The sequence below is a fragment of the Demequina sp. NBRC 110056 genome (assembly GCF_002090155.1).
Taxonomy (GTDB): domain Bacteria; phylum Actinomycetota; class Actinomycetes; order Actinomycetales; family Demequinaceae; genus Demequina.
In genome coordinates, this window is record NZ_BBRM01000006.1 from 145,056 (window position 1) to 163,283 (window position 18,228).

Here is an 18,228-nt window from a genome sequence, read left to right on the forward strand (position 1 = left end):
CCCGCCCGGCCTCAGTTGGGCGGGGCTGACGTCGTCTCGGACCTCCTCCGGGCGGCCGATGCGCGTGCCCGGCCGCAGTGGCTACGGTGCCGTCATGAACGTGGTCACGGTGGGGGCGGTCGCGGTGGCGCTCGTGCTCGCGGGCTGCTCGTCGAGCGCCACGAGCTCGTCTGGGGAGGACGCGGCGGCGGCGTGGCCATCGACCGTCTCGCTTCCGGAGGCGGACGCTCTCGCGTGGTACGCGAGAGACCCCGGCACCGGGTCCGGAGAGGTGCACGGCGTCGCCTTCCGCGACAACTCCGTCGCCAACGAGGTGCTCAACGCCGCCTACGACGACGGCTGGGAGCTCTTCACCGCGGGCGAGGGAGGAATCGCCGAGGGGATCTATGAGGGGCCCGCGATGCGCGACTGGGCGCTGTGCCGCGACGGCGACCTGCTGCACGTGTACTGGCTCCCCCAGGAGTCGACATTCGCGGACGGGACGCCGATCACGGTGCCATCGACCCAGGTGTACGTCACGAACGACTTCGGTGGCTGTGCATAGACCGGCGCGTCGCCGAGCGTGTCATCACCAGGACCTATCCTGGGACGCATGAAGGACGCACTCGCCTACCTCGTGCTCATCGCGGGCGGCATCATCACGGCGAGCGTGGGTGCCGTCGCGCACCGCGGCTACGTCCCGTGGGGACTCGTCGCGAGCATCCTGATGGTCGGCCTCGCCGCGGTGTTCTCCCGCGCGTGGCTGGGCTTCACGGGGCTCGGCGTGTTCGCCGGCGCGTGGCTGGTCGCGACCTTCGTGTGGTCGCTCAACGGTCCCGGCGGATCGGTGCTCATCGTGCAGGACGCGGTGGGTGTCGCCTGGCTCGCGGGCGCGACCGTGATGATCGTGGCGTCGGCCCTGGTGCCGACCCGAGTCTTGGTGGGGGCACATGGCACGCGGTAAGGATGCGGCGCGGCGCGAGGCCGAGCGTCAGCTCGCCAAGAGGCGCAACTCGGCGGCGCACCGGTCGCTGCGCAAGCGCGCCGAGCGCGGCAAGGGCGCGCATCTCGCCGCCCCCGACGGTGCCGATGCGCCGGACGCCGCGGCGCTGAACTCACAGCGCCTCGAGGCCGCCGCAGTCGTGCCCGAGACCGCCGACGCGCCCGAGAGCAACGAGCCGCCCGCCGACGCGATCGAGGAGCGGGTGCCGACGTCCGAGCTGCGCGCGCCCGCATGGCTCGCAGCCGAGGGCTTCACCGCGGAGGACGCGACGCCCGCCGATGATGCGCCTGAAGCGGCCGACGAGACTCCCGCGTGGGCGCAGGACGAGGCGGCGCCGTACACGCCGGTCTTCGACCCGGCTCCGCGCCCGGGCGACCCCGACTACGTCGACCCGGACAAGGAGGAGCCCGCCGGCACGGAAGCCGACGCGGAGGGCACCGAGCCGGATGACGCCGAGCTGAATGGCCCCGAGCCGAGCGATGCCGAGCCGGAGGCCACGGAGCCGGATGACGCCGAGCTGAGTGGCCCCGAGTCGAGCGACGCGCAGGAGACGGCGGTGCTCCCGGCGGTCGATGAGGCTGCCGTCATAGACGAGCCTGCCGCGGCCAAGACGCACGAGGTCGGCTCCCCGGCACCGGACGACGCCGACGTCACGGAGACCGCCGTGCTCGCACCCGTCGTCGACGAGGAGCCGAAGGACGAGTCCCCGTCCGTCGCGCGCGCCAGCCTGCTCGGGGGAGCTGCGGCGGCTGGCGCCGCAGCATCGGCGCAAGCCGCCTCCTCGGGCGACGCCGAGACCGCCGCATCCGAGTCGAGCGCGCCGGCGATCGAGGAGAGCGCTCCAGCGACCGACGCCGTCGCCGAGCCTGCGCCCGCGTCTACCACTGCTGCGAGCGCTCCGGAGGCGAGCAGCGAGACCGCGACCACGCCGCCGTGGGCCGCCGCCCCGGCCGCAGGCGCGGCCGCTGAGCCAGCGAGCGCATCGGCGCCCTCGTCGTCCGGCGACGACGGGACCGAGGCCCCTGCGCGCCGTCGCGGGCGGTGGGCCATCGTGCCGCTCATCATCGTCGCGATCGGCGTGCTGTACGTGGGCGCGCAGGCGCTGCTCTCCGGGACCGTGCCGCGCGCGACCGAGGCGCTGGGCGTCTCGATCGGCGGCATGAGCACCTCGGAGGCGACGGGGGCGCTCGACGACCACGTCGAGGCGGCTGCTGCCGAGGACCTGGTGCTCGAGACCACGGGTCAGTCGTACACGACGACGGCGACGGCAGCTGGGCTGGCGGTGGACGCCGAGGCGACCGTCGACGAGGTCACGGGCTTCACGCTCGCGCCACAGCGCCTGTGGATGCACATCGTCGGTGGAGGTCACCTCGACCCCGTGATCACCGTCGACGACGACGCCCTCGACGCGACCGTCGCCGAGGCCGCGCTCGCGATCGACGGCCCCGCGGTGGACGCAGGCGTCGCGATCGCGGGAGAGAGCATCGAGGTGGTGCCCGGTCGCCCGGCGATCGAGGTGGATCAGCCCGCCTCGGCGCAGCTCATCGCGGCCGCCTGGCCGGGCTCGCAGACCGTCGAGCTCATCGCGACCGTCGAGGACCCCGCCATCACCGACGAGGCCGCCGAGGGCTTCGCCGCCGCGCTCGACCAGGAGCTGCTCGCCGGACCCGTGACTCTCGTCGGCGACGACGTCGAGACGAGCGTGGACGCGGCGACCGTCGCGGAGTTCTCCTCGGTGGTCGCGGGCGACTCTGGCCTCGAGCTCCAGATCGACGGCGTCGGCCTCGCCGCGCAGATGGTCGCCGACGACCCGGACCTCGCGACGCAGGGGGAGAACGCGTCGGTCACGTTCGACGACGACCACGAGATCGTCATCGACGAGGGCCGCCCCGGCATCACCATCGACGGCGAGGCGCTCGCGGGGGTCATCACCTCCGCCGCGGGCAGCGCGGACCGGACGGGCGAGCTCCCGTACACGTCTGCTGACGCCGAGGTCTCGCCTGAGGACCTCGGCATCCCGGACCTCCGAGAGGTCGTCGCCTCGTTCGACACCCCGCTCACGGCGGAGCCCGTCCGCACCCAGAACCTGCGCACCGCGGCGGCCGACGTCGAGGGCACCATGCTCATGCCTGGCGACGAGTTCAACCTGCACGAGATCCTGTCGCCGATCACCGCGGAGGAGGGGTACGGCGACGCCCACGTGATCGTGGACGGCGTCCTCACCTCTGGGCTGGGCGGCGGCCTATCGCAGATGGCGACGACGAGCTACAACGCGGCATACTTCGCGGGCTACGAGCTGCTCCAGCACCGCCCGCACTCGGTGTGGTTCACGCGCTATCCGGCGGGCCGCGAGTCGACGCTGTGGGGCTCGACCATCAACGTCCGCTTCGTCAACAACACCCCGTACGCCGCCGCCATCAACAGCTACGTCTCGGGCGGCCGCCTGCACGTGGACATCTGGTCGACGCCGCACTTCGAGGTGCAGACATCCGCGAGCCCCAAGTCCAACGTGACGCAGCCGGGCACCAAGGAGGTCCGCGCGGCCAACTGCGAGGCCAAGGGCCCCGGTCAGCCGGGCTTCACCATCACGAACACCCGCGTCGTGACGCTCGACGGCGACGAGGTCGACCGCAACGTCGACACCTGGACCTACCAGCCCGACGACGCCATCAAGTGCGTCAGCGAGGACGACGACTCCTGAGCGGTGCGGACGGGTGAATCCGCCCGCACCCTCAGGGCTATGATGGTCCGGTTCGCACCCTCGCCTGAAACGGAGATGAAGTGACCTACGTCATCGCCCTGCCTTGTGTCGACGTCAAGGACAAGGCCTGCATCGACGAGTGTCCCGTCGACTGCATCTACGAGGGCGAGCGCTCGCTGTACATCCACCCCGACGAGTGCGTCGACTGCGGTGCCTGCGAGCCTGTCTGCCCCGTCGAGGCGATCTACTACGAGGACGACGTCCCCGACAAGTGGGCGGACTACTACAACGCGAACGTCGAGTTCTTCTCGGAGATCGGCTCGCCCGGCGGTGCCGCCAAGATGGGCCTCATCGAGCACGACCACGACCTCATCAAGTCGCTTCCGCCGAACCCCAACGGCTGATCGGCGGGCATGGGACTCCAGCCGGGCGCGCTGCCCGACTTCCCGTGGGACTCGCTCGCGCCGTACCGCGCGCTCGCCATTGAGCACCCGGACGGGGTCGTCGACCTGTCGGTCGGGACTCCCGTCGACCCGACGCCGGCGCTGATCCAGGACGCCCTGCGGGACGCGGCGAACGCCCCCGGATACCCCACGACCCACGGCACCCTCGCCCTGCGCGAGGCCGTCGTCGCGTGGTTCGAGCGCACCCGCTCCGTGACCGGGCTGAGCGCCGATGCGGTGCTCCCCACCGTGGGCTCGAAGGAGCTGGTGGCGTTCCTGCCCGCGCTCCTGGGCCTGGGCGACGGTGACACCGTCGTGCACCCCGCAGCGGCGTACCCCACGTACGCCGTCGGCGCGACCCTGGCGGGCGCATCGGCCCTCGCGACGGACGACGTCGCCGCCTGGGCGGGACGCGACGACGTCCGCCTGGTCTGGGTGAACTCGCCCTCGAACCCGACCGGCGCCGTCCTGAGCCGCGATGAGCTGCGGCAGGTCGTCGAGGCCGCGCGGCGCATCGGCGCCGTGGTCGCCTCCGACGAGTGCTACGCGGCCCTGTCCTGGACGGACGCTCCGGTGCCGTCGATCCTCGACCCCGAGGTGTGCGGCGGATCGCACGAGGGGCTGCTCGCGGTGTACTCGCTGTCGAAGCAGAGCTCGCTCGCCGGCTACCGTGCCGCGTTCGCCGCGGGTGACCCCGCGCTCATCGCCGGACTGGTCGAGACGCGCAAGCACGCCGGCATGATCGTGCCCGCTCCGGTGCAGGCGGCGATGACCGTCGCCCTGGGAGACGACGAGCACGTCACCGCCCAGCGCGAGACCTACCGCGCACGCCGCGAGACGCTGCTGACGGCCGTCAAGAACGCGGGTTTTTCCGTCTCCGCCTCAGAAGCGGGTCTCTATCTGTGGGCGACGCGTGACGAAGACTGCTGGAAGACCATAGAGTGGCTCGCGAGCCGCGGCATCGTTGCTGCGCCGGGATCCTTCTACGGCACCGCTGGGGACCAGCACGTCCGGATCGCGCTGACCGCGACGGACGAGCGCGTGCAGGAGGCGTCCCGGAGGCTTTCCAAAGACAGGTAAACTCGCTGCCAAGCGAACGCACAATGGCGCTGCGCAGCGCACGGGAGGACTCTGAAGATGACGAGAGTGGTCGACGCCCGACTCACGGTCGATGGGACGACGCGAGAGCTGCCGCTCGAGCGCTCCACCGTGGGCAACGACGGGGTGTCGGTCTCGACTCTCCTGAAGGACACGGGCCTCGTGACCGTGGACCCGGGGTTCATGAACACCGCATCGTGCGAGAGCGCGATCACCTACATCGACGGCGACGCCGGCATCCTGCGCTACCGCGGATACCCCATCGAGCAGCTCGCCGAGCACTCGACGTTCCTCGAGGTCGCCTACCTGCTCATCCACGGTGAGCTGCCCAGCGAGGACCTGCTCGCGGCGCTCAACAACCGCGTGGCGCGCCACATGCACGTCCACGAGGGCATCAAGACGTTCCTCGGCGCGTTCCCGCGCGACGCGCACCCCATGGCCGTGCTGTCCGGCGCGACCAGCGCGCTGTCGACGTTCTATCCCGAGTCGGTGGGACGCGGCGAGCACGAGACCGAGCTCGCGACCGTGCAGCTGCTCGCGAAGACCGCGACGGTCATCGCCTACCTGCAGCGTCGCGTCACCGGCGGCGACCTCATCGAGCCCCGCAAGGACGGCAACTACGTCGACGAGTTCATGCGCATCGCGTTCTCCGGCCCGGACGGCGAGCTCGACATCGACCCGACCATCCGCAAGGCGCTCGACCTGCTGCTGATCCTGCACGCCGACCACGAGCAGAACTGCTCGACGTCGACGGTGCGCATCGTGGGATCGTCGCAGGCGAACATCTACGCCTCGGTGTCCGCGGGCATCGGCGCCCTGTCCGGCCCGCTGCACGGCGGCGCGAACGAGGCGGCGCTGTCGATGTTCGACGGCATCAAGGAGTCGGGCGACACGGTCGAGCAGTTCGTCGCGAAGGTCAAGGACAAGGCCGAGGGCGCCCGCCTCATGGGCTTCGGCCACCGCGTCTACAAGTCCTACGACCCGCGCGGCGCGGTCGTGAAGGACGTCGCCAACAAGGTGCTCAGCGAGCTCGGTGGCAACGACGAGACCTTCCAGATGGCGCAGCGCCTCGAGGAGATCGCGCTGTCCGACGAGTACTTCATCGAGCGCAAGCTGTACCCGAACGTCGACTTCTACACCGGGCTGCTGTACTCGGCGATGGGCTTCCCGCGCCAGATGTTCACCCCGCTGTTCGCCCTCGGTCGCATGCCCGGCTGGATCGCGCACTACCGCGAGATGATGGCCGACCCGCGCACCAAGATCGGCCGTCCGCGCCAGATCTACACGGGCGAGGTCGAGCGCGACTACACGCCGCTCGCCGAGCGCTGAGCGTGACGGGCGGGCCCGACCTGCCCGGCTCGGGCGGCGCCGGACCCGTCGTCCTGCGCCACAAGGACGCGACGCGGCAGGCGGTGCTCTACGGCGCGTTCTCGGCGCTGGTGGTCGTGGTGATCCTCGGCGTCATGTGGCTGGGGGCCCCGGGCCGCTGGTGGACGTTGGTGCTCGCCCCGGTGGCGCTGTTCGGCGCCTACTCGGCGGTGCGCCTCGCGACGCTCAAGGTGCGCCTCGACGAGCGCGGGATCTGGGAGCCCAACCCGTTCCGGCTGACCTACCTCACGCCGTGGTCGGACGTCCGACGCATGGATCCCACGACCATCGACGGGCGCGTGCGCTTCGCGACGGTGCGCATCACGCACGCCGACGGCTCGAGCCACGACGTGGCCGCCCTGCACGTGCAGTCGGGCGCGGCCTACGCCAAGCCGGCCGTCGACGGCTGGGTGAGGGCCATGCGCGACGCCAAGGCGCGCTGGTCCTGACGGGCCGGCGCTCGCCCCTGACACGCGCTTCCACCGCGCTGGCGGCGCGGACCGCCGCCCGCGCTCGTGCCCGCCCCCGCGCCGCTCGTGCCCGCCCCCGCGGGTTGAACGCACTCTGCGCGCCTCTCTCGGTGCGAGCCTCCTCGACGAGCCTGCGCTCCCGAGGTGCGCCCAGCGAGCGCTCAGCCGGTGCGCAGCTCGACGGCCGGGACCTCGCCCGCGGCTGACACCGCATCGGCGTCCCGCGACCAGGCGACCTCGCCGAGCGCCGAGGCCGTCACGCCCTCCACGTCGGCGACCGCCACCGCCCAGCGCTGCACGGCAGCGTCGAGAGTCGCGTCGCCCGAGTCGACGGTGAGGCCGGTGGCCTCGGCATCGACGTCGCCGACCATGATGTCGTACACGCCCGCGCCGAAGTCGGCCTCGAGCCGGTCGCTGAACGCGCGCGCAGTCGTGATCGACGCCTCGCCGAGGTCGCAGGTGACGTCGCCGCCGTTTCCGGTGAGGGCGGATGCCCAGAGGCGGCCCTCCTCCTCGTGGTCCGCGTACGCGTCGGGGAACGCGGATCGCTGCACCGCCTGAGCGGCCACGGTGACCTCGAGCTCCTGCCACGCGGGGACCTTCACGAGGGCCTCGTAGAAGCGATCCGTCGAGTAGTAGGGATCCATGATCTCCTCGACGGTGCCCCACCCCTGCGACGGGCGCTGCTGGAACAGCCCGACGGAGTCGCGGTCGCCGTAGTCGATGTTGCGCAGCGACGACTCCTGGATGGCGGTCGCGACGGCGATCGTGGCGGCGCGAGCCGGCAGCCCGTTGCGGATGGAGCCCGCGACGATGATCCCGATGTTGTTCGCTTGCTCGGCGGTCTTCGAGTCGGTCCGCTCCCCGAGGGTCACCGTGCAGCGACCGGAGGGGATGACGTCGTCCCCATAGCGATCCCATAACCCGGGGCCCCAGATCACGGCCGCGACCCCGACAGCCCCGATGAGCAGCAGCGCTGTCGCGGTGCGGCCCCCGCGACGGCGAGCCATGTCAGTTCGCGTGGAGCGCGGCGTTGAGCTCGACGCCCTTGCCCTGGCGCGCGACCACCTCGAGCGCGCCGGAGACCGAGTTGCGGCGGAAGAGCAGGCCGTCGCGCCCCGCGAGCTCGGCGGCCTTGACCACCACCGGCTGCCCGTCGTCGGTGGACTGCCCCACGAGCACCACCTTCGAGCCGGCGGTGACGTAGAGCCCGGCCTCGACGACGCAGTCGTCGCCGAGCGGGATGCCGAGTCCCGAGTTCGCGCCGAGCAGCGACCGCTCGCCGATCGAGATCACCTGCTTGCCGCCGCCCGACAGGGTGCCCATGATCGACGCGCCGCCGCCCACGTCGGAGCCGTCGCCGACGACCACTCCGGCGGAGATGCGGCCCTCCACCATCGAGTGGCCCAGGGTGCCGGCGTTGAAGTTCACGAAGCCCTCGTGCATGACCGTCGTGCCCTCCGCGAGGTGCGCGCCCAGGCGCACGCGGTCGGCGTCGGCGATGCGCACGCCGGAAGGCACGACGTAGTCGACGAGTCGGGGGAACTTGTCGATGCCGTACACCGTGAGCTGCTGGCCGGCGGCGCGGAAGCGCAGGCGCACGTCCTCGAAGCCGTCGATCGCGCACGGGCCCGCCGACGTCCACACCACGTTGGTGAGGGCGCCGAACACGCCCTCGAGGCTGAGGCCGTGCGGCTGGACCAGACGGTGGGACAGCAGGTGCAGGCGCAGGTACGCGTCCTCGACGGAGGCGGGAGCTGCGTCGAGGTCGATCACTGTGCGCACGGCCCTGATCTCGACGGCGCGGAGGTCGTCGGTGCGCTCGGCGTCGATGAGCGCCTGCGGCGCGCTGCCTCCGGCGGGTGCCTCCCCCAGGGCGGGCGAGGGGTACCAGGTGTCGAGGACGGTGCCCTCGCGGTCGATGGTGGCCAGGCCGAATCCGTATGCGGGTCGCGTCATGGGCACCAGGGTAGTCGGGCAAGGACGGAGGGCCGATGCGCGAGTCGCCTCTCGGGGGCGTCCTCGGCCGAGCCGCGGCTGGATAGGCTGGCGCCATGGCCGACCTCGACCTGACCGCGCCCGTCGAGCAGCTCGCGGCACAGCTGATCGACATCCCCTCCGTGTCGGGAGGCGAGCACGCGATCGCCGATGCGGTCGCCGCGGCGCTCGCCGCGTACGCCCCGCATCTGCGGGTCACGCGCGACGGCGACGCGCTCATCGCGCGCGCGGAGACGGGCGCGGCCGAGCGGGTGATCGTCGCCGGGCACCTCGACACCGTGCCGATCAAGGACAACGTCCCCAGCCGGTGGGACGACGACGGCGCCACGCTGTGGGGTCGCGGCAGCGTCGACATGAAGGCCGGAGTCGCCGTCATGCTCTCGCTCGCCGCCGAGCTGCGGGCCCCGACCCGCGACGTGACGTGGGTGCTGTACGACCACGAGGAGGTCGAGGAGGCCAAGAACGGCCTCGGTCGCCTCAGTCGTCGCCACCCCGATCTCCTGCGCGCCGACTTCGCGGTGCTGTGCGAGCCGACCTCCGCCGCCATCGAGGGCGGGTGCAACGGCACGCTGCGCGTCGACGTCACCGTCGCCGGCCGGGCGGCGCACAGCGCTCGCGCGTGGAAGGGCGTCAACGCCATCCACGGCATCGGCCCGCTGCTCGCCGCCCTCAGCGCCTACGAGCCCGCGACCGTCACCGTCGACGGGCTCGACTACCGCGAGGGCCTCAACGCCGTGGGCGTGCGCGGCGGCATCGCGGGCAACGTCATCCCCGACGCCGCGACCGTCACCATCAACTACCGCTTCGCGCCCGACAAGTCCGTCGAGCAGGCGCAGGCGCACGTCGAGGCCGTCGTCGCCGAAACCGGCCTCGGGGACCACACGATCGCCTGGACCGACCTCGCTGCTGCGTGCCGCCCCGGACTCGACGCTCCGCTCGCCCAGTCGTTCGCCGCGGCGGTCGCCGCGTCGGGAGGCGGCGCTCCTCGCGCCAAGGAGGGTTGGACCGACGTGTCGCGGTTCGGGGCTCTCGGCATCCCGGCCGTGAACTACGGCCCCGGCGATCCCGAGCTCGCGCACGCGGACGAGGAACGCTGCCCTGTCGACCAGATCCGCGCGTGCCGCGCCGGCTTGGGGGCCTGGCTGACGGCCTGACCACGGGGCACGATGGGCACAGCAGGTCACGCACGATCCACCCACCGATCGGAGGACACGTCATGACGGACTATCGCAAGGGACCGGTGCTGCTGCGCGGGCTCAACGTCCCCCAGACCTCGACCTCGGGGCGGCTGCTCGGAGGCCAGGACGAACCCGACTGGCTGCACGGCGACCCCTGGCGCGTGCTCCGCATCCAGAGCGAGTTCGTCGAGGGCTTCGGCGCGCTCGCGGAGCTTGGGCCGGCCATCTCCGTCTTCGGTTCGGCGCGCTCGAAGCCCGGCGCGGAGGACTACGAGCAGGGCATCGTCGCCGGCCGTCGCCTGGTCGAGGAGGGCTTCGCCGTCATCACCGGGGGCGGGCCGGGCGTGATGGAGGCCGCGAACAAGGGCGCGAGCGAGGCCGGCGGCGTGTCGGTCGGCCTCGGCATCGAGCTGCCCTTCGAGCAGGGCGTCAACGAGCACGTCAACCTCGGCATCAACTTCCGGTACTTCTTCGCGCGCAAGACGATGTTCGTGAAGTATGCGCAGGGCTTCATCGTCCTTCCCGGCGGGTTCGGCACGCTCGACGAGCTGTTCGAGTCGCTCACGCTCGTGCAGACGCGCACCATCACCCGCTTCCCGATCGTCCTCGTGGGTCACGCCTACTGGGACGGTCTCGTCACCTGGCTGCGCGACACCATGGCGGTCGATGGCAAGATCGCCGAGACGGACCTCGACCTCTTCTACGTCACCGACGACATCGAGGAGGCGGTGCGCATCGTCAGCGAGTACGCCAGGGGAGAGGGCACCGGGCCCATCGAGCCCGCGAGCGGCCCCACCGACGAGGGGATGTAGCCGGAGGGCCGATGCGCGCGCGACCTTCGCGCCCACGCGTCGGGGAGGCGGCGGGCCGCGGTCGCGTCACGGCCCGCGCCGAGCGCGGGCGGGGCAGGCGGGGCGTCCGGGGGCGTGTTGGGAGAGGGTGCCGCGTCAGCGTAGAATGGTCCCGGCCCCGCGGCATCCGCGGTCGGCGCGATATTCCCGGAGGAGAACCACATATGGCTGCGATGAAGCCCCGTACCGGTGACGGCCCCATGGAGGTCGTGAAGGAGGGTCGTGGCTATGTGATGCGCGTCCCGCTCGAGGGCGGCGGCCGACTGGTCGTGGAGATCAACGCCGACGAGGTCGCGGAGCTCCGCGACGCCCTCGCAGGCGCGCTGCAGTAGCAACTGCTCCGAGGCCGGGCTCGTGCCCGGTCACCCCTCGACGAGGAAGCTCACGACCGCGGTCGACGGCGCGTCAGGCGGTCTTCACTGCGACCAGCAGGCCGTCGCCGCTCGTCACGAGCATCGGCTTGAGAACCTCGGACTCGCGCACGGCCTTGAGGGTCGTCCGCACCGCCGTGGTGTTCTCGTCGCGCTGCGCCGGGTCCGGGACGCGGCTGTGCCACAGCGCGTTGTCGATCGCGACGATGCCGCCGACCTTCAGCAGCCGCAGCGCCTGCTCGAGGTACTCGGGGTACTCGGCCTTGCGCGCGTCGATGAGCACGAGGTCGTAGCCGGCGTCGGTGAGCCGGGGCAGCACCTCGAGCGCGCGCCCGGTGATCATGCGGGCGCGCTCGGGAGCGAAGCCCGCGGAGGCGAGCGTCGCGCGCGCGGCCTTGTGGTGCTCGGCCTCGACGTCGATGGTGGTCACCACTCCCACGTCGCCCATGCCGCGCAGAAGGTAGGTGGTCGAGATCCCCGCGCCGGTGCCGATCTCGACGGCGGAGCGCACGCCCGCCATGCGTGCGACCAGCTCGAGGACGCGCGCGGCCCCGGGAAGGACGGGCACGCAGCCCAGTTGATCCGCGACGTCGCGTGCCGCGAGGATCACCTCGTCCTCGGGCAGAAAGTCCTCGCAGTACGCCCAGTTGGCGGCATCGGTGCTCATGGGGTCCTCCTTCAGGAGGAATGGTATCCGTCACATAGGCCTTCTGGCCGATGCGCCCTCAGGTTCGCCATGGGAACATAGAGGTGTAGGTAACCGTTGGGACAACCGTGGAGGAGGCACAGCATATGACGCAGACGCGCGCTCAGCACGCGACGGAGTCGTCCGCCTTCACGTCCGAGACCCTTCCCCCCGAGCTCACTTGGGAGCGGATCGTCGAGGAGCACTCGGGCCGGGTCTACCGGCTCGCCTATCACCTCACCGGTAACCAGCACGACGCCGAGGACCTCACGCAGGATGTCTTCATCCGCGTGTTCAACTCGCTGTCCCAGTACAAGCCTGGCACCTTCGAGGGCTGGCTGCACCGCATCACCACCAACCTGTTCCTCGACCGCGTGCGCCGCAAGAAGCGCATCCGGTTCGACTTCATGGCTGACGACGATGCCGCGGTCGCGACCTCCGACAGCTTCGACCGCCACGAGCGGTCGGGTCAGCCCGAGGACGCCTTCGACATGTCCCACCTGGGCGACGACATCGTCGCCGCGCTCGCCGACCTCCAGCCCGAGTACCGGGCCGCGGTCGTGCTGAGCGACATCGAGGGCCTGTCGTACGAGGAGATCGCCGCCACCCTCGGCATCAAGATGGGCACCGTCCGCTCCCGACTTTCTCGCGCCCGTGCGAAGCTCCGTGAGTCCTTGGCTCACCGCGCGCCGGTGCGAGGTGGGGTGTGAGCGAGCAGCATCTCGGAGAGTTGGTCCACGACCTCCTCGACAACCGTCTCAGCCCCGCGCAGGCGGCTCAGGCCATGCATCACCTCGAGGACTGCGCCGAGTGCCGCCAGCGGTGGGACGACCTGCGGGCCGCACGTGAGGCGCTCAAGACCTCCGAGGCCGGCATCGACCTCAGCTTCGCCCAGCAGCTGCTCGACCGCGAGCGCATGGCTCAGATCGCCCAGGGCGAGTCCAAGCAGCAGGCGCGCGCAGCCCGCCCGCCGGACCGGCGGCCGATGCTCGCCGTCGCGGCAGTCGTGGCCCTCCTCGCCGTCGTCGTCTCCGCTGGCTACGTCGCGGGCGAGCCGTCCGAGGTGACGCTCGAGTTCGCCGAGCCCGAGGCCTCCATCGCAGCGTCGTCCGCGGTGGTGCAGGTGGGCGCGCAGGGCATGCGTAGCGGCGACCAGCTCCGCAGCTGGGTGCACCCCGACTGGGAGGCCACCGACCTGGTACCCGTCGAGGCCGAGGTGCTCCGGGCCCCGAGCGGGGAGAACATTCTTGTGGCGACGATGCTGGCTCGGCTCGAGCCCATCCTCGTCACCGAGCAGCACGGCCGGTTGTCGCCGCTGTTCGCCGAGTACTACGCGAGCGTTGACCTCGGTCACGCCGCGGCGTACGTCATCGGCGAGCAGCCGCGTCAGCTGGTATGGCAGACCGGAGATGTGGTGATCTCCGTGACATGCACCTGCACCGCACGCACGCTCGAGGCCGTGGCCCAGGCGTTCCCGGCGCATGGCGAACCGAACTTTGTGGACCGCGTCACGGACGGACTCGGCGAGATCGCCGACCTCGTGACCCCCGATGCGTAAGGAGCATCCCCGTGTCTGACCATTCCTTCGCGCCTCCGGGCGCCGCCCCCACCGCGCCCTCGCAGCAGCGTGACGATGCGCCCGCCGCTGGCGCGCACACCGATCTCAACGCGACGCAGCCGCTGCCGCACGGCGCGGCGGTCACCTCGCCGGCGATGCCTCCGCAGGCACCCGCGCCGGGCTCCGGCAGCGCGCCGTCGAACCCCTTCGCGCCCGGTGCGGACGGCGTCCTGTACACCGCCGAGCCTCAGCACGACGGCAGCGGCTACGAGCCGCCCCAGCCTCCCGTGCAGGCCGAGCGTCCGGTCGGTCGGGTGCGCAAGTCGACCGTCGCCCTCATCATGCTGGCCGCGCTCGTGCTCGGCGCCGGGGCCGGACTCGGTGGCGCCTGGTTCTACGACGAGTACCTCGAGCCGACCCCTTCCGTCCAGGTCGCGGGCGGCGAGCCCGTGGACCGTCCTGCCGACTCCGTCGCGGCAGTGTCCGCCGCGGTCATGCCGTCGGTCGTGTCGATCGAGGCGTCGCAGGGCGCGATCGGCGCCGCGACCGGATCCGGCTTCGTGATCCGCGAGGACGGCTACATCCTCACCAACAACCACGTCGTGGAGGACGCCTCCGCCATCACGGTCGTCATGTCCGACGGCTCCGAGTACCCCGCCGAGCTCGTGGGCGCCACCGGCGACTACGACCTGGCCGTCCTGCAGATCGACGCCACGGGCCTCACGCCGATGACGTTCGCCGACTCCGACGAGGTCGTCGTCGGCGACGAGACCATCGCCGTGGGCTCACCGCTCGGCCTGCAGAGCACCGTGACCACCGGCATCGTCTCCGCGATCCACCGCCCGGTGACCGCCGGCGACAGCTCGGGCCCGGCCTACATCGACGCGATCCAGACCGACGCGGCGATCAACCCCGGCAACTCCGGCGGCCCGCTGCTCAACGCCAACGGCGAGGTGATCGGCGTCAACTCGGCCATCGCGGCCCTGCCCGGCGTCTCGTCCTCGAGCACGGGCTCCGTGGGCCTGGGCTTCGCCATCCCGTCGAACCAGGCGCAGCGCACCGCCGAGCAGCTCATCGAGACCGGCTCCGCGACCTACCCCGTGATCGGCGTGCAGCTCGACTCCCGCTACACCGGCGAGGGCGTCCTGGTCCTCGAGGGCGAGCAGGGTGTCGTGGCAGGTGGCCCGGCCGAGGCCGCGGGCATCGAGGGCGGCGACGTCATCACCGCGATCGACGGTCGACCCATCACCCAGGCCGACGAGCTCGTGGTCCAGATCCGCGCCCAGGCGGTGGGGGATGACATCACCCTCACCATCGAGCGCGACGGCGAGGAGCAGGACGTCGTCGTGACCCTCGACTCGAGCGCCGAGGTGGACTTCGAGACTGGAACCCCGCAGCAGGACACGCAAGAATAGGCAGCATGTTCGGCATCAACGGCTGGGAGTTCCTGGTCCTCATCCTGGTCGCGATCATCGTGATCGGGCCGGAGCGGATGCCGGAGTACGCCCGTCAGCTGCGGGAGTGGGTCGTGTCGATGCGCGACCTCGTCAACCTCAACAAGGACCGCCTCAAGAACGAGATCGGCGACGACGTCGACTGGAAGCAGTACGACCCGCGCCAGTACGACCCTCGTCGCATCGTGCGCGAGGCGCTCTACGAGCCCTCGCCGACGGCGGCGGCCGAGCCCGCGGCCGCCGCCGCCGCGGCGGGCGGCGCCGCGGCGGCGGGAGCGGCAGCGGAGACCGCGCGGCCGGCCCCCTTCGACAGTGAGGCGACCTGACCCAGGTGACGGCCCTCGCGTGCCCGGCGACCGCATCGGCCCTCCGCCATGCCCGCACCTGAGGACGGAGAGTCGGCCACCTCCTCCGTCCTGAGGGCGGGACGATGCCGGGGTTGGGTCGTCCCCGCGAGTACGGAATGATGGGGGACATGAAGCCCCGCGTGTTCTCGGCCATGCAGCCGACCTCCGACTCCCTGCACCTTGGAAACTACCTGGGCGCGCTGGTCAACTGGGTCGCGCTGCAGGACGACTACGACGCGATCTACGGCGTCGTCGACCTGCACGCCCTCACCGTGGCACCCGACCCCGCGGACCTCAACCGCCGCACCCGGCGCACCGCCGCGCAGTTCCTCGCCGCCGGCGTCGACCCCAAGCGCTCCCTGGTCTTCGCGCAGTCGCACGTCCCCGAGCACGCTGAGCTCGCGTGGTTGCTGAGCACCTTCACCGGGATGGGCGAGGCCGGCCGGATGACACAGTTCAAGGACAAGTCCGCGAAGGTCGGCGAGTCCGGCACCAACGTCGGCCTGTTCACGTACCCGATCCTCATGGCGGCGGACATCCTGCTGTACGACACGAACCTCGTGCCGGTGGGTGAGGACCAGCGCCAGCACCTCGAGCTGTCCCGCGACCTCGCGGAGCGCCTCAACACCCGTTTGGGTGAGGGCTCCGCCGTGGTGCCCGAGGCGTACATCGTGAAGGAGACCGCGAAGATCTACGACCTCCAGGAGCCCACCAAGAAGATGTCGAAGTCGGCGTCCAACGGCAAGGGCCTGATCGAGATCCTCGAGGACCCCAAGAAGGTCGCCAAGGCGATCAAGTCGGCTGTCACCGACACCGAGACGGAGATCCGCTTCGACCGTGACGCCAAGCCCGGCGTGTCGAGCCTGCTGAGCATCTACTCGGCGATCGACGGCCGCTCGGTCGAGCAGCTCGTCGAGTTCTACCAGGGCAAGATGTACGGCCACCTCAAGACCGACCTCGCGGACGTCGTGGTCGACTACCTCACCCCCATCCGCGACAACGCGATGGAATGGATCGAGTCGCCAGCGCGGTTGGACTCGGTGTTAGAGGAGGGCGCGGCCAAGGCTCGCACCATCGCCCAGGCCACCCTCGCCCGGCTGTACGACAGGGTCGGGCTGGTGCCGTCGGCGTTCCGGAGGTGAGTGTGTGGCAGGCGACGAGGAGACCCTGGTCGACCGCGGCAAGACCGCGGTAGCCCAGGCCAAGACTCTCAAGGAGCGCTTCGACGCGAGCCACCCGGGGCGGACGCTCGCGCGCTACACCGAGCGCAACGGCAACGTCATCGCCGGCGGGATCGCGTTCTTCTCGTTGACCTCGATCGCGGCCGGCCTGCTCATCGCGGTGACCCTCGCGAGCTGGTTCATCGCCGGCGACGAGGAGCTGTCGGAGACGATCTTCGAGTTCATCAACGACGCGGTGCCTGGCCTGGTCTCCACGGACGGCACCTCGGGCCTGGTCGATCCAGGCGCGCTTGCCCCGACGGCCGTCACGGGGATCGTGGGCATCGTCGCGTTCCTCGTGCTCTTCAACACCGCCGCTCGTTACATCAGCGGCATGCGCATGGGTGTGTGGGCGATGCTCCAGGTCGACGACCGCACGCCGCTCCAGGGCAAGCTGCGCGACTTCGCCGCCCTGCTCGGCATCGCCCTGATGGTGCTCGTCGGCGCGGGGTTGCAGGTGGCCACGTCGATCGTCGCGAACCAGGTGTCGGAGCTGCTGTTCGACACCGCGCCCCAGGAGTGGGCGGTGCGGCTGTCCGGTGCCTCCGTGCTGTTCGTGGTCGACATGCTGTTCGCCGCGATCGTGCTCGTCTTCCTGGGCGGCGTGAGACTTCCTCGCCGTTACGTGCTCACCACCCTCGCCGTCGCGGCCTTCGCGATGCTGATCCTGCGCCAGGTGATGTCGCTGATCATCTCCGGGGTGTCGGGCAACGCGGTGCTCGCTCCCTTCGCGGGCATCCTGACGCTGCTGCTCTTCACCAACTACACGGCGCGCATCATGCTGTACTCGGCGGCCTTCCTCGGGACCTACCGCAAGGAGGGGCCGCTGTCGGCCGACGAGCTGTCCGAGCCCTTCGCCGCATGGGCCAGGGACAAGGCCGAGGTGTCGATCAGGGACCAGGGCGCCGGCGTCGTCAACCTCGATACCGGGCCGAAGGACATCTCGCTCGAGCTCGAGCGCAACGACGACGGCCTCGTCTCCGTCGCGCTCGCACCCACCGTGGGCACGCCGTGGAGCGCGATGAGCACGCGCTCGCTGAGGGTTGCGGAGCGCTTCGCGGCGTTCAGCCTGGCCGGTCGCGCGCGCGAGCGCCAGGGGATCGAGCAGCGCCTCGTGGTGCACAGCGCCCGGGACGCGTGGCTGCCCGACGTCACGATGTCCCACGACGAGGACTCGCGGCACCCGTTCGTGCTGCTGATGCACGACGACGAGCTCGCGCGCTTCTCGCGGGCGAGCGACGCCCGCGAGGCAGCCGTGTACCTCGCGGCCCCCTTCGAGGAACTGGGACAGGCCCTCCTCGAGCCCGACGGGGGAACGCTCCTGGGCGAGCCAGAGTCGGGCCTCGCGCGGATCGGCGACCGCCTGCGGTCGTGGCTGCGCCGGTAGCGTCCCACTCCTTCGACTGCCAGGGAGATCACGCCTGCACGCACGCCCGCGTGCGTGGGGTGAGGCGTCCGCCACCCGTGTCTTCCGCGCGAGCGCGGTGCCCGGTACTGTCTGGTC

Annotated in this window: 19 protein-coding genes; 16 read left to right on the forward strand and 3 right to left on the reverse strand. The window is 71.3% G+C overall.

Translation table 11 applies throughout. The features are described 5' to 3' along the window. The first annotated feature begins 94 nt into the window (after nt 1-94). The 7 genes from B7K25_RS10595 to B7K25_RS10625 all read left to right on the forward strand — a co-directional run bounded on the left by B7K25_RS10595 (nt 95) and on the right by B7K25_RS10625 (nt 7,041). Nucleotides 95-544: a hypothetical protein gene (locus B7K25_RS10595; protein ID WP_144018976.1), complete on the forward strand. Its 450-nt coding sequence runs from the start codon at nt 95-97 to the stop codon at nt 542-544. Nucleotides 545-592: 48 nt separating this feature from the next. Continuing rightward, nucleotides 593-943: a hypothetical protein gene (locus B7K25_RS10600; RefSeq protein ID WP_084106033.1), complete on the forward strand. Its 351-nt coding sequence runs from the start codon at nt 593-595 to the stop codon at nt 941-943. Beyond that, the gene (locus B7K25_RS10605) at nt 930-3,683 is read left to right on the forward strand and encodes a VanW family protein (RefSeq protein WP_084106034.1); all 2,754 of its coding nucleotides are present in this window, start codon (nt 930-932) and stop codon (nt 3,681-3,683) included. The genes B7K25_RS10600 and B7K25_RS10605 overlap by 14 nt, the downstream gene beginning before the upstream one ends. Nucleotides 3,684-3,763: 80 nt before the next feature. Continuing rightward, nucleotides 3,764-4,087: a ferredoxin gene (gene fdxA, locus B7K25_RS10610; RefSeq protein ID WP_084106035.1), complete on the forward strand. Its 324-nt coding sequence runs from the start codon at nt 3,764-3,766 to the stop codon at nt 4,085-4,087. A gap of 9 nt (nt 4,088-4,096) precedes the next feature. Beyond that, nucleotides 4,097-5,206 carry a succinyldiaminopimelate transaminase gene (gene dapC / locus B7K25_RS10615; RefSeq protein WP_084106036.1) on the forward strand — a complete coding sequence of 370 codons (1,110 nt, stop codon included), beginning with the start codon at nt 4,097-4,099 and terminating at the stop codon, nt 5,204-5,206. A 57-nt stretch (nt 5,207-5,263) separates the two neighbouring features. Further along, a complete protein-coding gene (locus tag B7K25_RS10620) occupies nt 5,264-6,553 on the forward strand; it encodes a citrate synthase (protein ID WP_084106037.1) in 1,290 nt (429 codons plus the stop codon). Nucleotides 6,554-6,555: 2 nt separating this feature from the next. Continuing rightward, nucleotides 6,556-7,041, forward strand: coding sequence for a hypothetical protein (locus B7K25_RS10625; protein WP_084106038.1), 486 nt, complete (start codon nt 6,556-6,558; stop codon nt 7,039-7,041). Between the two features lie 182 nt (nt 7,042-7,223). On the opposite strand, the gene B7K25_RS10630 is transcribed toward B7K25_RS10625, so the two are convergent. Both B7K25_RS10630 and dapD read right to left on the reverse strand, forming a co-directional pair. Beyond that, entirely contained in the window at nt 7,224-8,072 is an 849-nt protein-coding gene (locus B7K25_RS10630) for a hypothetical protein (protein ID WP_084106039.1), read from the reverse strand. Nucleotide 8,073: 1 nt separating this feature from the next. After that, entirely contained in the window at nt 8,074-9,021 is a 948-nt protein-coding gene (gene dapD, locus B7K25_RS10635; RefSeq protein WP_084106040.1) for a 2,3,4,5-tetrahydropyridine-2,6-dicarboxylate N-succinyltransferase, read from the reverse strand. Between the two features lie 95 nt (nt 9,022-9,116). Here dapD and dapE point away from each other — a divergent pair, with 95 nt between their 5' ends. The 3 genes from dapE to B7K25_RS10650 all read left to right on the forward strand — a co-directional run bounded on the left by dapE (nt 9,117) and on the right by B7K25_RS10650 (nt 11,421). After that, a complete protein-coding gene (gene dapE / locus B7K25_RS10640; RefSeq protein WP_084106041.1) occupies nt 9,117-10,214 on the forward strand; it encodes a succinyl-diaminopimelate desuccinylase in 1,098 nt (365 codons plus the stop codon). A 62-nt stretch (nt 10,215-10,276) separates the two neighbouring features. Beyond that, on the forward strand, nt 10,277-11,050 hold the full coding sequence (locus B7K25_RS10645) for a TIGR00730 family Rossman fold protein (RefSeq protein ID WP_084106042.1): 774 nt from the start codon (nt 10,277-10,279) through the stop codon (nt 11,048-11,050). A 203-nt stretch (nt 11,051-11,253) separates the two neighbouring features. Beyond that, nucleotides 11,254-11,421, forward strand: coding sequence for a DUF3117 domain-containing protein (locus tag B7K25_RS10650; protein ID WP_083966629.1), 168 nt, complete (start codon nt 11,254-11,256; stop codon nt 11,419-11,421). A 73-nt stretch (nt 11,422-11,494) separates the two neighbouring features. Here the strand turns inward: B7K25_RS10650 and B7K25_RS10655 are convergent, their stop codons facing one another. Beyond that, nucleotides 11,495-12,127 carry an O-methyltransferase gene (locus B7K25_RS10655; RefSeq protein ID WP_084106043.1) on the reverse strand — a complete coding sequence of 211 codons (633 nt, stop codon included), beginning with the start codon at nt 12,125-12,127 and terminating at the stop codon, nt 11,495-11,497. A 125-nt stretch (nt 12,128-12,252) separates the two neighbouring features. Here B7K25_RS10655 and sigE point away from each other — a divergent pair, with 125 nt between their 5' ends. The 6 genes from sigE to B7K25_RS10680 all read left to right on the forward strand — a co-directional run bounded on the left by sigE (nt 12,253) and on the right by B7K25_RS10680 (nt 18,111). After that, nucleotides 12,253-12,855 carry an RNA polymerase sigma factor SigE gene (sigE, locus tag B7K25_RS10660; protein WP_084106044.1) on the forward strand — a complete coding sequence of 201 codons (603 nt, stop codon included), beginning with the start codon at nt 12,253-12,255 and terminating at the stop codon, nt 12,853-12,855. After that, nucleotides 12,852-13,703: an anti-sigma factor gene (locus B7K25_RS13975; RefSeq protein WP_144018977.1), complete on the forward strand. Its 852-nt coding sequence runs from the start codon at nt 12,852-12,854 to the stop codon at nt 13,701-13,703. The genes sigE and B7K25_RS13975 overlap by 4 nt, the downstream gene beginning before the upstream one ends. An 11-nt stretch (nt 13,704-13,714) precedes the next feature. After that, complete coding sequence (locus B7K25_RS10665; protein WP_234988189.1) at nt 13,715-15,118, forward strand: S1C family serine protease; 1,404 nt, start codon at nt 13,715-13,717, stop codon at nt 15,116-15,118. A gap of 5 nt (nt 15,119-15,123) precedes the next feature. Then, nucleotides 15,124-15,483 carry a twin-arginine translocase TatA/TatE family subunit gene (locus tag B7K25_RS10670; RefSeq protein WP_084106046.1) on the forward strand — a complete coding sequence of 120 codons (360 nt, stop codon included), beginning with the start codon at nt 15,124-15,126 and terminating at the stop codon, nt 15,481-15,483. Nucleotides 15,484-15,623: 140 nt separating this feature from the next. After that, nucleotides 15,624-16,646, forward strand: a complete 1,023-nt coding sequence (gene trpS, locus B7K25_RS10675; protein WP_084106205.1) for a tryptophan--tRNA ligase — start codon at nt 15,624-15,626, stop codon at nt 16,644-16,646. A 4-nt stretch (nt 16,647-16,650) separates the two neighbouring features. After that, the gene (locus B7K25_RS10680; RefSeq protein ID WP_084106047.1) at nt 16,651-18,111 is read left to right on the forward strand and encodes a YihY/virulence factor BrkB family protein; all 1,461 of its coding nucleotides are present in this window, start codon (nt 16,651-16,653) and stop codon (nt 18,109-18,111) included. Nucleotides 18,112-18,228: the final 117 nt, after the last annotated feature.